The sequence below is a fragment of the Amycolatopsis sp. NPDC104775 genome, from assembly GCF_055583325.1.
Genome location: NZ_JBVJOE010000001.1, coordinates 278,117 through 292,863 on the forward strand (window position 1 = coordinate 278,117; position 14,747 = coordinate 292,863).

12 protein-coding genes are annotated in these 14,747 nt (G+C 70.2%); 11 read left to right on the forward strand and 1 reads right to left on the reverse strand.

What is annotated here, in order from left to right:
* The first annotated feature begins 32 nt into the window (after window positions 1–32).
* The 7 genes from ACZ63D_RS01165 (at window position 33) to ACZ63D_RS01195 (ending at window position 7,237) form a co-directional block, all read left to right on the forward strand.
* Window positions 33–1,310: an ABC transporter substrate-binding protein gene (locus ACZ63D_RS01165; RefSeq protein ID WP_465352256.1), complete on the forward strand. Its 1,278-nt coding sequence runs from the start codon at window positions 33–35 to the stop codon at window positions 1,308–1,310.
* A 10-nt stretch (window positions 1,311–1,320) separates the two neighbouring features.
* On the forward strand, window positions 1,321–2,235 hold the full coding sequence (locus tag ACZ63D_RS01170) for a carbohydrate ABC transporter permease (RefSeq protein WP_465352257.1): 915 nt from the start codon (window positions 1,321–1,323) through the stop codon (window positions 2,233–2,235).
* 47 nt (window positions 2,236–2,282) lie between these two features.
* Window positions 2,283–3,119 carry a carbohydrate ABC transporter permease gene (locus tag ACZ63D_RS01175; protein ID WP_465352258.1) on the forward strand — a complete coding sequence of 279 codons (837 nt, stop codon included), beginning with the start codon at window positions 2,283–2,285 and terminating at the stop codon, window positions 3,117–3,119.
* A 25-nt stretch (window positions 3,120–3,144) separates the two neighbouring features.
* Entirely contained in the window at window positions 3,145–4,092 is a 948-nt protein-coding gene (locus ACZ63D_RS01180; RefSeq protein ID WP_465352259.1) for a carbohydrate kinase family protein, read from the forward strand.
* A complete protein-coding gene (gene melA / locus ACZ63D_RS01185) occupies window positions 4,089–5,393 on the forward strand; it encodes an alpha-galactosidase (RefSeq protein ID WP_465352260.1) in 1,305 nt (434 codons plus the stop codon). The genes ACZ63D_RS01180 and melA overlap by 4 nt, the downstream gene beginning before the upstream one ends.
* A gap of 175 nt (window positions 5,394–5,568) precedes the next feature.
* Complete coding sequence (locus ACZ63D_RS01190; protein ID WP_465352261.1) at window positions 5,569–6,411, forward strand: endo alpha-1,4 polygalactosaminidase; 843 nt, start codon at window positions 5,569–5,571, stop codon at window positions 6,409–6,411.
* A gap of 52 nt (window positions 6,412–6,463) precedes the next feature.
* Window positions 6,464–7,237 (forward strand): class I SAM-dependent methyltransferase, encoded by a 774-nt coding sequence (locus ACZ63D_RS01195; protein WP_465352262.1) that lies wholly within the window; start codon window positions 6,464–6,466, stop codon window positions 7,235–7,237.
* On the opposite strand, the gene ACZ63D_RS01200 is transcribed toward ACZ63D_RS01195, so the two are convergent.
* Window positions 7,234–8,130 carry a DMT family transporter gene (locus tag ACZ63D_RS01200; RefSeq protein WP_465352263.1) on the reverse strand — a complete coding sequence of 299 codons (897 nt, stop codon included), beginning with the start codon at window positions 8,128–8,130 and terminating at the stop codon, window positions 7,234–7,236. The genes ACZ63D_RS01195 and ACZ63D_RS01200 overlap by 4 nt on opposite strands.
* An 82-nt stretch (window positions 8,131–8,212) precedes the next feature.
* Between ACZ63D_RS01200 and ACZ63D_RS01205 the strand changes: the two genes are divergently transcribed.
* The 4 genes from ACZ63D_RS01205 to ACZ63D_RS01220 all read left to right on the forward strand — a co-directional run bounded on the left by ACZ63D_RS01205 (window position 8,213) and on the right by ACZ63D_RS01220 (window position 14,524).
* Window positions 8,213–9,154 (forward strand): LysR family transcriptional regulator, encoded by a 942-nt coding sequence (locus ACZ63D_RS01205; protein WP_465352264.1) that lies wholly within the window; start codon window positions 8,213–8,215, stop codon window positions 9,152–9,154.
* A 444-nt stretch (window positions 9,155–9,598) separates the two neighbouring features.
* Complete coding sequence (gene lanKC, locus ACZ63D_RS01210; RefSeq protein ID WP_465352265.1) at window positions 9,599–12,136, forward strand: class III lanthionine synthetase LanKC; 2,538 nt, start codon at window positions 9,599–9,601, stop codon at window positions 12,134–12,136.
* A 32-nt stretch (window positions 12,137–12,168) separates the two neighbouring features.
* On the forward strand, window positions 12,169–12,312 hold the full coding sequence (locus tag ACZ63D_RS01215) for a class III lanthipeptide (protein WP_465352266.1): 144 nt from the start codon (window positions 12,169–12,171) through the stop codon (window positions 12,310–12,312).
* Window positions 12,313–12,871: 559 nt separating this feature from the next.
* On the forward strand, window positions 12,872–14,524 hold the full coding sequence (locus ACZ63D_RS01220; RefSeq protein ID WP_465352267.1) for an ABC transporter ATP-binding protein: 1,653 nt from the start codon (window positions 12,872–12,874) through the stop codon (window positions 14,522–14,524).
* The last annotated feature ends 223 nt before the right edge of the window (window positions 14,525–14,747 follow it).

Genomic DNA, 14,747 nt, shown 5'->3' on the forward strand with positions numbered 1-14,747 from the left:
CAGCGCTAACGCAAGGGAGCACACGGAATCCCATGCGCGTGCGCACCCTGAACCGGCGCGGGTTTCTCCGCGGCGCGGCGGCACTGGCGCTGGCACCCGCCGCCGCGGCCTGTGCCGGGGCCCCCGCCGCCACGTCCGGGCCGGTCACCGTCGAAATGTGGCACGGCCAGAACGACACCGGCCTCAAAGTCCTCAAACAGCTGGTCGCCGCGTTCCAGCGCGAGCACCCCGACATCCGGATCGATCTGGGCGGCGGCGTGCTCGCCGACGCCATGCTGCAGAAGGTGACCGCGGCGCTCGCGTCCGGCTCCTACCCCGACATCGCCTACATCTTCGGCTCCGACCTCGCCAGCATCGCCCGCAGCCCGCGCGTGGCGGACATGGGCGACGTCGTGCACGGCCAGTTCTGGAAGCCCGCTCTCGAAGCCGTCACGGTGAACGAGCGCGTCCGCGCGGTGCCCGCGATGCTGGACTCGCTGGCCGTCGCCTGCAACAAGAAACTGTTCCAGCAGCACGGGATCCCGCTTCCGGAAGATTCCTGGCGCTGGCCGGATTTCGTGGCCGCCGCGAAGAAACTGACCAATCGCGACCAGGGGCAGTTCGGCACGGCCTGGCCCGGCGCGGGCGACGAGGACACGGTCTGGCGGCTGTGGCCGATGATCTGGGACCTCGGCGGCACGATCGTCGGACCGGACGGCCGCAGCATCGGTTTCGCCGACAGCGGGGTGCGGGCGCTGGAGGTCATCCGCGACCTGGCCGCCGACCGCAGTGTCTACATCGACCCGAAGCCCGGCTCGGAGCAGATGTACCAAGCCTTCGCCTCGGGCCGGATCGCGATGGTGCCGACCGGGCCGTGGCAGCTGCCCGACATCGTCGACGCGGGACTCGACTACCACATCGTCCCGCTGCCGACGTTCACCGGGAAGCCGATCACCATCTCCGGGCCGGACACCTGGACGGTGTTCGACAACGGCGAGCGGCGCCTCGCCGCGGCCAAGACGTTCCTGCGGTGGCTGACCTCCCCCGCCCAGGACGTCGTCTGGGACGTCGGCGCGGGCAGCCTCCCGCTGAGCGCCGAATCGCGAAAACTTCCGGGGTGGCAACGGAAAACCCAGGACACTGCCGGGCTTTCGGTGTTCGTCAAGTCGCTCGAGAACTCGCACGTCCGCGCGAACCACCCCGCTTACCCGCAGGTTTCGCAGGCCGTCGCCGCGGCGATCGTTTCGGTGCTGCTCGGGCGCGCGACCCCCGCCGACGCCATGCGCGACTGCGCTTCTGCGGCCAACGCCGCCCTCGTCATCCCCCGTTAGGACCTCGCTCATGTCCGTGCATCCCGGCCCGATCACCGTCGCTCCGGCCGCCAAGACCCGCCGCCGCCGCGAGACCGCCGCCGCCTGGGCCTACCTGAGCCCCTCGGTGATCGTCATCATCGGCCTCGGGCTCGTCCCCGTAGTGTGGTCGCTGATCCTGTCGTTCCAGGCTGACGACCTCGTCACCCCGTCCCGGTTCGTCGGCGTCGACAACTACGCGGCGCTCGCCCAGGACCCGCACTTCGGCCAAGCTGTCGGCAACACGCTGCTGTACACGGCGTTATACGTCCCGCTGAGCATCGTGCTCGGCCTCGCGCTGGCGCTCGCGCTGAACCGGCGGGTGCGCTTCATCGGCGCGTACCGGACGTTGATGTTCGTCCCGTTCGTGCTTTCGGCCACCGCGCAGGGCGTGCTGTTCTCGTTCATCCTCGACCCCGAATTCGGGGTCGCCAACTCGCTGCTGCACCGGATCGGCCTGAGCCCGCAAGGGTTTCTCACCGACCCGTCGCAAGCTCTGCTCATCCTGGTGGCCATCACGCTGTGGAGCGGTACCGGGTTCTGCATGGTGGTCTTTCTCGCCGCACTGCAGGACGTGCCGCCGTCGCTGATCGAAGCCGCGCGGCTGGACGGCGCCGGCCCGTTCCGGATCCTCCGGCACGTGACCCTGCCCGCGGTGCTGCCGGTGACCACCTTCCTGACGCTGTGGCAGCTGATCCAATCGTTGCAGGTGTTCGACCTGACTTACGTCACCACGAAGGGCGGCCCGCTCGGTTCGACCACGGTGATCGTCTACTTCATCTGGCAGCAGGCCTTCCAGAACTTCACCGCCGGCTACGGCGCCGCCGCGGCCTACGTGCTCGCCGTCGTGCTGCTGGCACTCGGGCTGGGCACCCGGTTGCTGCGCCGCGACAAGGAGGTCCGATGACGACGCGCGCTCCCGCAGCCCCAGTCTCCGCATCTCAACTCCACGACGTGATACGTCAGCCACGGCGTTGGCGATGGCCGTTCAGCCCGTGGCATCTGCTGCTGGCCCCGCTCGCGCTGGTGTTCGCCGCCCCGCTGGTGTGGCTGCTGCTCAGTTCGGTGATGAGCAACGCGGAAATCAACCGCTTCCCGCCGACGCTGTGGCCGTCCGGGATCGACTTCTCCGGCTACCGGTACGTGCTGGAGAACGCGCTGTTCCTCCGCTGGTTCACCAACTCGCTGATCGTGTCGGTCGTGACCGTGGCGGCCAACCTCGTCTTCGGCTCGCTCGGCGGCTACGCGTTCGCGCGCATGCGGTTCCGCGGGTCGAAGGTGATGCTCGGGCTGATGATGGCGACGATGGCAGTGCCGTTCCAGCTCACCATGATCCCGACCTTCCTGGTGATGAAGAAGCTCGGCCTCATCGACTCGCTCGGCGCGCTGATCGTCCCGTCGCTGGTCACGCCGTTCGCGGTCTTCCTGCTGCGGCAGTTCTTCCTGTCGCTGCCGCGCGAACTCGAGGAAGCGGCCTGGATCGACGGCTGTTCCCGGCTGCGGGTGCTGGTCCGGATCGTGCTCCCGCTGTCCCGGCCCGCGCTGAGCACGGTCGCCGTGCTGACCTTCCTCAGCACCTGGAACGACCTGACCTGGCCGCTGATCGCCATCAACCACGACACCCAGTACACCCTGCAGCTCGGCCTGACCACCTTCCAGGGACAGCACCACACCAACTGGGCGGCGGTGATGGCCGGGAACGTGATCACCGTGCTGCCCGTGCTGCTGGCCTTCCTCGGCGCGCAGAAGACGTTCATCCAGTCCATCACCTCCAGCGGTCTCAAAGGCTGAACCGCGTCATCCAGAGGAACCACGCATGCCGCACCGCTTCGACCTGCTCGTGCTCGGCGACGCCAACCCCGACGTCGTCCTCGGGCCGCTGACCGAGGACCTCGACTTCCAGCAACGGGAGAACCTGGTCGGCCACGGCTCGCTCACGCTCGGCGGGTCCGCCGCGATCACCGCCGCCGGAGCCGCCCGGCTGGGGCTGAAAGTCGCCTTCGCCGGACGGATCGGCGACGACGCCGCGGGACGTTTCGTCCGCGGCATTCTCGACGACCGCGGCGTCGACACGCAGGCCCTCACAGTGGATCCCGCCCTGCCGACCCCGCTCACCGCGATCCTGACCCGCGGCGACAGCCGAGCCATCGTCACCAGTTCCGGAGTGCTGGACGCGGTGTCGGCGGCGGACGTCCCCGCGCAGCTGCTCGCGAACGCGCGCCACGTCCACGCCTCGTCGTACTTTCTGCTGCCCAAACTCGCCGCCGGGCTGCCGGAGCTTTTCCGCACCGCCCGAGCGCACGGCGCGACCACCTCGCTGGACACCAACGACGACCCGGCGCGGCAGTGGGATCCCACCGGCATCCCACTGGTACTTCAGGAGACCGATTTCCTTCTGCCCAACGCCGCCGAAGCGCGGCAGCTGTCCGGAAAATCCGCCCTGCTCGACGCGGCGGTGCACCTCGCCGCACACGGCCCGACTGTGGTCGTCAAGAACGGCGCCGAGGGCGCGATCGCCCATCATCACGGCGAAACCGTCACGGTTCCGGCGTCCCCGATCACTCCGCTCGACACCGTGGGGGCTGGCGACAGCTTCAACGCCGCGTTCCTCGCCGCGACGCTGCGCGGGCTGCCGCTGTCCGACGCGCTGCGGGCCGGGGTCGCGGGCGGCGGCCGTTCGACGCTCGCGCGCGGCGGGATCGATGGCCAGCCGACCTGGAACGAGCTCGACCTCACCGACAACACCGGAACGGAAAACGCATGACCACCAAGATCACCTTCATCGGCGCCGGCAGCGTCGTGTTCACCCAGGGCCTGCTCGCGGACCTGTTCGCCTACCCCGAACTGGCCGGGGTGCACGTCGCGCTGCACGACATCGACCCGGAACGCCTGCGCACTGCGCACGCGGCGGCCGGTCGCATCGCCGAAACCCGCGGGGCCAAACCCGTCCTTACCGCGCACGCGGACCGCCGCGAAGCCCTCGCGGACGCGGACTTCGTCGTCAACATGGTCCAAATTGGAATGGGCGAGGCCACTCGCGTCGACTTCGACGTTCCCGCGCGCTTCGGCGTCAAGCAGACAATCGGCGACACGCTCGGCGTCGGCGGTATTTTCCGCGCCCTGCGCACTTTCCCGTTCCTGCGCGAACTCGGCGAGGACATCGCCGAGGTGTGCCCGCGGGCGTGGCTGCTGAACTACACGAACCCGATGGCGATGAACGTGCAGTACCTCTCCGAAACGCTCGGCCCGGACCGGGTGGTCGGCCTGTGCCACTCGGTGTACTGGACGGTGCACGATCTGGCCAAGCTGCTGGAGGTTCCGCTGCCGGAGGTCACCTACCACGCCGCGGGCGTCAACCACCAGGCCTGGATCCTGCGTCTGGAACACCAGGGCGCCGATCTGTACCCGCGGCTCGCCGAACTCGCCGAGGACCCGCAGCTGCGGCGGCGCGTCCGGTTCGACATGTTCCGGCGGCTCGGCTACTACCCCACCGAAACCAGCGAGCACTCCTCCGAATACGTGCCCTGGTATCTCGGCCATACCAGCGAAATCGAGCGGCTGCGGCTGCCGATCGGCGCGTATCTCGACGTGGTGGCGGAGAACGAGGCCGAATACGAACGCACCCGCCAAGCCGTCGAGCGCGACGAACCGCTCACTGTCGAAGGCACCAACGAATACGCGCCGCAGATCATCCACAGTGTCATCACCGGGACGCCGCGCACCGTTTACGGCAACGTGCTCAACCGCGGCCTGATCCCGAATCTCCCCGCGACCGGAGCCGTCGAGGTGCCGTGTCTCGCGGACGCCACCGGCATCCGTCCCACGCGGGTCGACGCGCTGCCGCCGCAGCTGGCCGCACTCAACCGCACGTACCTCAGCACCACCGAACTCGTGGTGCGCGCGGCGATCGAGAACGACCCTCGGCACATCCGGCACGCGGCGATGACCGATCCCGCCACCGCGGCCGCGCTTCCGGTCGAACGGATCTGGGAGCTGTGCGACGAAATGGTGCTCGCGCACGGCGACGCGCTGCAGCCCGGACTGCGGGAAACACTGGGCAGCTAACGAGTCTTGACGGCCCGGCGCGATGATCCGCTAAACTTCTGGTGCCTGCCGGACAGGCAGGCGCCAGAAGTACGCCCAGCCGGTAATGCAGTGTGCTGCGAGCCCGGACCCAGTCGCCAGGATGTCGTCGAAACCTCCGAGGCGGGGCCGTACTCACCAACGCTGGAGTCACCAGATGCCTTCGCTTCCTGGTCGGATTTCTCGGGGAACCGCGGCGGCCGCCCTGCTGATCGGCAGTTCGGCGTGCACGCTCGGCGCCGCGGGCCCGGCGGAAAGCTCGCCGCTGCCGACACCGCACAGCCCGGCCGCGGCCGTCGCCCCGCCCGCCCCGCACGCCGGGTTCGACTACCAGATCGGCGGTCCTTACCAGCCGCCGGCGGGCGTCCAGGTCGTCAGCCGCGACCACAGCGCCCCGGCCGCGGCCGGGCTGTACAACATCTGCTACGTCAACGCTTTCCAGGCGCAGCCGGGCGCCGAGAACGAATGGGGAGACCTGGTTCTGCGCGACGGCGACGGCAATGTCGTCCTCGATCCCGACTGGAACGAAGCCCTGCTCGACACGCGCACCGCGGACAAGCGGGGCCGGATCGCGGACAAGGTCGGCGGGTGGATCGACGAATGCGCGAGCAAGGGCTACCAAGCCGTCGAGCCGGACAACTACGACAGCTTCACCCGGTCCCAGGGCCTGCTCAGCGCACGCAACGCCCAGGACCTCGTCCAGCTGCTTTCCGAGCGCGCGCACGGAAAAGGCCTGGCGATCGCCCAGAAGAACACCTCCGAGCTCGCCTCGGAGCGCAAAGCGAACGGGCTCGATTTCGCGGTCGCCGAGGAATGCGGCGAGCAGGACAATTGCGCGGAGTACACCCAGTATTTCGGCGACCACGTGATCGTCATCGAATACACCGAAGACGGCCTGCGCAACGCGTGCGCCAAATGGGGCGGCACTCTCAGCGTCGTCCGGCGCGACCGGGACGTCACGCCGAAGGGCGATTCCGCTCACGTCCGCGAAACCTGCTGAGACTTCCGCCGTCCCGCCAGCACCGCCGTGCGAATGCTGGCAGGGTGGCGGCATGGCCGACGAGTACCCGTTCGACAACGCGAGCGCCCCGGCGAGCGACCGGATGTCCGCGCTGGAAGCCAGTTACGACGCGACGACCGTCCGGCACCTGGAGAAACTCGGGGTCGGCGCGGAGTGGTCCTGCTGGGAGATCGGGGCCGGCGGCGGGTCGATCGCCCGGTGGCTGGCCGGGCGGGCCGGGCACGTGCTGGCCACGGACGTCGACACCCGGCTGCTCACCGGCCTTCCCGCCCACGCCGAGGCGATGCGCCACGACGTCCGCGCGGAGCCGGTCCCGGACCGGAAGTTCGACCTGATCCACGCCCGCCTGGTGCTGATCCACTTCCCGGAACGCGACGAGCTGGTGGCGAAGCTGACCGGCGCGCTCGCGCCCGGCGGATGGCTGGTCCTCGAAGAAATCGAGCCGCGCGGGCAAACCGTGCTCGCCACGCCCGACGAAGCGAGTGCCGCGGTTTTCGGTTCCGTGCAAGGCCGGATCCTGGACCTGCTCGAACGCGAGGGCAGCGACGTCGAATGGGCCGGGCGGCTCCCGGAGGTGCTCGCCGAGGCCGGATTGCGCGAGGTCGGCAGCGCGCGGGCGACTACGAGATGGCCAGGCGGCGGGCCGGAAATCCGGTTGCTGGCGGCGAATTCGAGGGAGCTGGCCGAAAAACTGGCCGCGGACGGCGTGCGGCCGGAAGAACTGGAACAGTTCCGCCGGGTGCTCGCCGATCCGCGGTTCGCCGTGTCGTCCTATCCCCTGGTTTCGGCGTGGGGGCGGCGTTAGCGTCGGCGCGAGATGGCCACCCCGGCCAGGCAGAGCGCCCCGCCGACGAGCCCGTACACGGTCGGGATTTCCGCGAGCAGCAGCCAGGACAGCAGCACGGCCACCGCTGGCACGGCGTAGGTCACCATCGTCAGCCGTCCGGCGTCCGTGCGGCGCAGCGCGTACGCCCACGCGGTGAAGCCGACCGCGGTGGGGAAGATTCCCAAGTAGACACTGCCGAGCACCGCGCCCGTCGGCGCCACCTGCAGTTCGCTGATCAGCTGCGGTGCCCAGGGCAGCAAGGCCACGGTGCCGACGACGCAGCCGAGCCAGATCGCGGTCAACCCGTCGACGTGGCGCAGCGTGATCTTCTGGACCATGACTCCGGCGGCGTAGAGCACGGCGGCCAGCAAGCACAGCAGGACACCGGCCCAGTCGTTGCTTCCGGTGGCTCCGGTCGCGATCAGCGCCGCCCCGGCCAGCGCGACGAGCGAGCCGACGAGGAGTGAGCGCGAGAAGCCTTCGCCGAAGAACTTCCCGGCCGCGACCGCGACCATCAGCGGCGCGAGATTCACCAGCAGCGCCGCCGTTCCGGCGTCGACATGCCGCTCCCCCGCGTTGAGGACGACGGTGTAGGCGGCCAGCCACAGCACGGCGTACGCCGCGACCAGCAGGAACGCTTTGCGGGACAGCCGGACGCGGACCGCGCCCTTGACCACGGCGAATCCGGTGAGCGTGACGGCCGCGACAGCGAGCCGCAGCAGCGCCAGCGGCGCCGGGGACAGCGCGTGCCCCACGCTGCGGATCGCGACGAACGACGAGGCCCACAGCACCACGGCGAGCCCGGCGGCGGCCGCGATCCTGCCGAAATCGGTCTTGCTGGCGGGTTGAACGGTTTCCACGAGATCGGTCACCCGGTCATCGTCGCCTCGCTCCGCTGTACAGCACAAGCGATGAGTTCTGTACCTCCGTTAAGGAGTGCTGTACGTTTGCTGCATGCTGGACATTCCCCGGCTCCGCGTGCTGCGCGCAGTCGTCGCGTCAGGGTCGATTCGCGCGAGCGCCTCCGCGCTTGGCTACACGCCGTCCGCGGTGAGCCAGCAGATCACCACGCTGCAACGGGAGACCGGACTGCAGCTGTTCGAACGGTCCGGGCGCGGCATCGAGCCCACCGAGGCGGGGCGGACCCTCGCCGCCGAGGCCGAGGCGCTGTTCGAGGCGTTCAGCCGGGTCGAGCAGGTGGTGACCGAACTGCGGGCCGGACGCGTCGGCAGGCTGTCGATCGGCTACTTCGGCTCGGCGGGCTCGACGTGGCTGGCCCCGACCGTCGCCGCGCTGCGCGCCGAATTCCCCGGCCTGCGGCTGGACCTGATGCTCACCGAGTTCACGCCGGGCGATCCGGACATCGACATCTTCGTGGAGGAAACCGGGGCCGAGCATCCCGGGTCGGTCGTCGTGCACCGGCTGGCCGAGGACCCCTACCTCGCGGTCGTCCGCCGCGACGATCCGCTCGCCGGGCTGCCGGAGGTTCCGCTCGCCGCGCTCGCCGACCGGCATTGGGTCGACAACGACCTGCGCGAAGGCCCGTGCCGGCAGGTGCTGCTCAACGCCTGCACGCAAGCCGGGTTCTCGCCGGGATTCGTCGTCGAAACACACGACTACCGGACCGCGATGTCTTTCGTGGCAACGGGAATCGGGCTGACCGTGGTTCCCGAGCTGGGGATCGGCGAACTGCCGGACGGCCTCACCACAGTCGCGCTGACCTCGCCCGCACCGGTCCGGCATCTCAGCCTCGCGGTGAAGAAGCCGATCGCGGAGCATCCCGCCGCCCGGCGCGCGGTGGAACTGCTGGAAAGCCTGGTGTGCCGGGGAAAGCCACGGCGAGCTGAGAAGCCCGGCCCCGAACCTGGCTCCGGAGAAGTCCTCGTGGGAATCTGATTACCGCGAGGAGCCCTTCACGGCACGGCGGCCGGGACGAATCGGACGGCAAGGCCTTCTCCGGTAACGAATGGACCACGTTCGCGACGCGAATGCGCCGACCTTGCCCCGAACGGACCAACGCGGCCCGGGTTCGCGCCGGACGACCGGCGGAAGACGGCTCACCGGAACGTGTTGATGACCTTCCGCCAATTTCTCTGGCTCTTTCCGCGCCGACCTGGGCGGCCGATCGCGAAACGCCTTCGTTACGCCTCGATCGGGTAGGGCTGGCTCACGGGCAGTCTCCGTTTCAGCGCGCAAAACCGGAGCCCGTCACTCTGACGAGGAGCGTCGAACCCCCGGGTTGGCGGATTGGCCGAGGCACCCCCCTCGTGCGGGAATGGTGTCACCGTCCGACATCGAAGTCGCCCGGTTTTCCTCAGGGAAAAGGAAGGGTTCGTTTTCATGGACGTCCGGTACGAGGCTTTTTGCTTCGCCGATCCGCTGTTCTTCGACGAACCGCGGGAGACCCCGGGCGCGGCCGGCGACCTGGCCGCGGACCTGCCGCTGCCGGGACCTGAGTGGACGTTCGAGACGCACGGGATCTGGCGTTCGCTGCGCCCTCCGGAGTGCCGCCTTCCCGCCCAGGGCTGGAAAATCCATGTCTCCGCGGGCCTGGACAACGCGGCGGGCGTACTGGCCCGCGTGCATCGGTACTGTGTGGACCATCGGGTCGCGTACAAGCACCTGCGCTCCCGGACGATCCTGGTGAGCCGCAATTCGAAATACGCGCCGCGCGAGGGAAGCGGCAAACTGGTCACGATTTACCCGGAGTCCGACGAAGCGCTCGCCCGGATACTGCGCGACCTTTCCGCCGAGCTGGAAGGCGAGCACGGCGCGTATATTCTGAGCGATCTCCGCTACCGCGAAGGCCCGCTTTACGTCCGGTACGGCGGATTCTCCGAACTGTGGACCGAACACGCCGGGACCCGCGTCCTGGCAATCCGCCATCCGGACGGTTCTCTCGTACCCGACCGGCGGGAACCCTCCTTTTCCGTGCCGGACTGGGTCCCGATTCCGTCCTGTTTGTCCGAGAGCCTGGCCGCGCGCAAGAACGGCGCCCGCTTCCCGTACCGGGTGACCGGTTCCCTGCACTTCTCCAACGGCGGCGGCGTGTATCTCGCCGAGCGGGAGGACGGCCGGAAACCGGTGGTGCTGAAGGAAGCCCGGCCGCACGCCGGGCTGGACCGGGACGGAGCCGACGCGGTCGCCCGGCTGAACCGCGAACGCGAGGTGCTCGAACGGCTGTCCGACGTTCCGGGGGTCCCCCGGGTGTACGAACAGTTCACCGTGTGGGAGCACCATTACCTCGCGATGGAGCGGCTGCCCGGCATCTCGCTGAGCAGCTGGCTCGCCCGGCACTACCCGCTCACCCGCGGTTCGAGCGGCGAACCGGAACTCGCGGCGTATCGCGAGCGCGCGCTGGCCGTGCTGGCGCAGGTCGAACGCATCCTCGCGGACATCCACCGGCACGGGATCGTGTTCGGCGACCTGCACGGGAAGAACATCCTGGTGGACGAGCGGGACCGGGTCTCGCTGATCGACTTCGAGCTGGCCGTCGACGCCGACTCCGGCGACCGTCCCGGACTGGGCGCCCCCGGCTTCCGCGCGCCCGCCGACCGGCACGGGTTCGAGATCGACGAGCACGCACTGGCCGCGCTGCGATTGTGGGTCTTCCTCCCGCTCGTGATGCTGCTGGAACTCGCGCCGAGCAAGCTGCGCGGGATCGCGGACTTCGCGCAGCAGCGGTTCGGCCTGTCCGACGGGTACGCCGACCGGGTGGTCTCCGTGCTCGGGCCGCGCAACGAATCGCCCGAGACGGCCCACACCGCGCTGGACGAGCCGCGGCCGGACTGGTCGCTGGTGCGCAAGCAGATCGCCGAAGGCATCCTCGCGAGCGCCACGCCCGAGCGCACCGACCGGCTGTTCCCCGGCGATATCGAGCAGTTCCGCTCCGGCGGCGCGGGATTCGGCGTCGGAGCGGCGGGCGTGCTGCACTCGCTGCACGTCGCCGGAGCCGGCCGTTATCCGGAATACGAACAGTGGCTGCTGGCCGCGGTGCGCCGCCAACCGCCCTCACGGCCCGGCTTCTTCGACGGCAGCCATGGCATCGCGTACGTGCTCGAGGAATTCGGCTACGCATCCGAAGCCGACGAGCTGCTCGCCGCGTCCCAAGCGCTGGTCGCGCACACCACTGACCACGGACTGGAAAGCGGTCTCGCCGGAATCGGCTTGACCCGCCTGCACTTCGCGACGACCCGCGGCGACAACGAATTCGGCCGCCAGGCGCTGGACACCGCGGTCAAGCTCGCGACCGCTTTCGAAACCGCCGCGCCGCCCGGCCGATTCGCTCGAGCCGGTCTGCTGAGCGGCTGGTCCGGGCCGGCGTTGCTGTTCCTGCGCCTGTACGAACACACCGGCGAGCCGTCCTGGCTCACCCTGGCGGACCGCGCACTGGCCCGGGACCTGGAGGAATGCGTTACGACGTCCGACGGATCGCTGCAGGTCCGCGACGGCACCCTGCGCACGCTGCCGTACGCGGCGATCGGAAGCGCCGGAATCCTGCTGGTCGCCGAGCAGGTCGCCCGGCGCCTCCCGGACTCGGCGGCGGCCCGGAGCCTGCCCGGGCTGCGGGCGGCGTGCCGCGGGGAGTTCGTGATCCACCCCGGCCTGCTCTACGGCCGGTGCGGGCTGGCGCTCGCGCTGTCCTTCGCCGACGACCCGGATCGGGAAGCCATCGACCTGCACCTGGCGCGGCTGTCCTGGCACGGCGTCCCGTACCGCGGCGGGCTGGCCTTCCCCGGCAACCAGCTGCTTCGCCTGTCGACCGACGTCAGCACCGGCAGCGCGGGGGTCCTCCGCACGCTCGCCGCACTACTGGACGGCGCGGAACCGCTGCCCTTCCTGGGCTCCGCACCGTCCCCGCACACCTCCGGCCGATGAGCGCCGGCGGACCCCGAGAAAAGGAGAAACCCATGGAAAACGTCCTGGAACTGCAGGCGCTGGAGGCCCCGGAAGCCCTCGACGGCCAGGGACTCGACCAGCACGGCTACAGCCACTACAGCCACTACAGCGCGTGGTGCGGCGAAAGCACGCTCAGCCTGCTGCTCTGCGACTGACCGCGCGGACGGGGCGGGAACGGCACAGGCCAAGTGCGCCGTTCCCGCCCTGCTCATTCTGCCCTGGCCGACCGGGACGGTCGTGACCAGGGCGGATGGTGCAGGACCAGCGGCGCGTCGGGGCGGGCGCGGAGGACGCGGGATGCGGTTTGCCGCGTTCGCCTGTTGCTCCAGGGAGGGGCTGGCGGGGGATGTGTTTGACCCGGGCGCTGCGTTCCTCGCTCCGCCGACATCGCGCTCGACTCCGAGGGGAGCGGCATATCCAGCTCCCGCGCGCCTGCCCACCGCAACCCGGACCTCGCGCCCACGCCGCCCCGCTACCCGGTCCTTCGCCCACGCCCGCTCACCACCGTCCGAGCGGAGCCCCGCGCACCACGTCTCTCACCGCCGCCCGCCAACCATCACCTGACCTGAGCGACCTACCCACACCCCGCGCACGCGCCGCGCCGCTGCCCAAACCTCCACTCACGCCCGCGAACCACCGTCCGAGCGGAGCGGACCGCGCCCCACCACGACCAGGCCTCCATCCCCGTCCCGACCGCTGCCCGAGGGGAGCGACATGCCCGGATCCGCCGACCGCCTGCTGGTCTCGACCGCTCTCCTGGACCGTCCCCGCCTCGCCGCGGTCGTCGTCGCGTCGCTGATCTCCGCCGGTGCCGGGTTGCTGCTGCCGGGCGCTCTCGCCGCGGCGACCGACGCCGTGCTCGGCGGACGGGACAGCGCCGGAGCGGTGGCATGGCTGCTGGCCGTGGGCGTCGCGGAGATCGCCGCGGACGCCGTCGCCATGGTCCTTCCCGCTCGCCTGACCAGCGACGCCAGCGCCTGGCTCCGCCGCCGGGTGACCGACCGGCTGCTCGCGGTGGGCACCGGCTCGCCGTTCGCGCCCGGCGACGCGGTCAGCCGGGTCTCCGGCGACTGCGCGGCCGCCGGCGGCGTCGCCGCGGTCATGATGCGGCTGATCGCGACCGGGCTGATGTCCACCGGCGCGGTGGTCCTGCTCGCGTTCCTGGATTGGCGGCTGGCGCTGGTTTTCCTCGGCAGCCTCCCCTTCGCCCTGCTTCTGGCGCGGTCGCACCTGCGCGGCACGGCCGAGGATGTTCTCGCCTACCAACGGGTTTCCGGCGAGCTGTCCGCACGGCTGCTCGACGCCGTCGCCGGGCTGCGGACGATCGCCGCGTCCGGCACCGCCGACGCCGAAGCCGCCCGGGTGCTGCGTCCCTTGCCTCGGCTGAACCTCGCGGGCCAAGGCATGTGGCGCACCCAAGCGCGGATGGTGTGGCGAGCCGGACTCTTGCTCCCCACGGTGGAAATCCTCACCCTCGCCGCGGCCGGTTTCGGTGTGCTGGCCGGACGGCTGAGCGTCGGGGACGTCCTCGCCGCGCTCGGCTATGTCGCGCTCGGCCTCGGCCTGGTCACGCAAATCCCTTTGCTCACAACGCTTTCCCGCGCCCGCTCGGCCGCGCACCGGATCACCGAGGTCCTGGACACCGAGCCGCCGCCTCGCGGTGCGCTCGGACTTCTGCCCGGAAACGGTGCCCTGGAACTCCGCGGTGCCACCGTGCACGGCGCGCTGACCGACGTCGACCTCACCATTCCCGCTGGTTGTTTCGCCGCTGTGGTAGGGAGTTCGGGATCGGGAAAGTCCACTGTGGTCTCGTTGCTGGCCGGTCTGCGCCGCCCCGATGCCGGACAGGTGCTGCTGGACGGCCGCGACTTGGCCGTCCTGCGTTCGGAGGAGCTTCGGGCTGTCGTCGGATATGCGTCCGCCGAGCCCGCGCTGATCGGCTCCACCGTCGCCGATGCTGTCGCTTATGGGTCCTGGGCCAGCGTCCCGGCGGTCGGAGCGGCTTGCCGGACCGCGCGCATCCACGACGTTCTCGTGCGGTTGCCGCACGGTTACGACACTCCCCTTGCCGAAACCCCTTTGTCCGGTGGGGAAAGCGCCCGGGTCGGCCTCGCGCGTGCGCTCGCGCGAAACCCGCGGGTGCTTCTGCTCGACGACGCCACCGCCAGCCTGGACACGATCACCGAACGCGCCGTGACCGCCGAACTGGGCCGCCGGACCCGGGTAGTCGTGACGCACCGCGCCGCGATGGCCGCCCGGGCGGACGTGGTGGTGTGGCTGGCGGCGGGGCGGATCCGGGCGGTCGGGCCGCATGCGCGGTTGTGGCAAATTCCGGGGTATCGCGCGGTGTTCACGGAGGGAACGTGACCGGGGCCCGCCTACGTGGCCCTGCGTGCGTAACTGTGGGCACCGAGGCGGCGGGGTGCCTGGGCAAGTCGCCGCACTGTCTTCGTGAGAGGGCTATCAGCATCGGGTGCCTTTACGGGAACGCGCTCGCCGGACGATGGTGCAGTGGCTTGGGTCTTCTCGCCTGCTCCGTCATCAAAGGACCGCCCGCGTTTCTCTCCGGACAAATCGCTCGGGCTGCCAA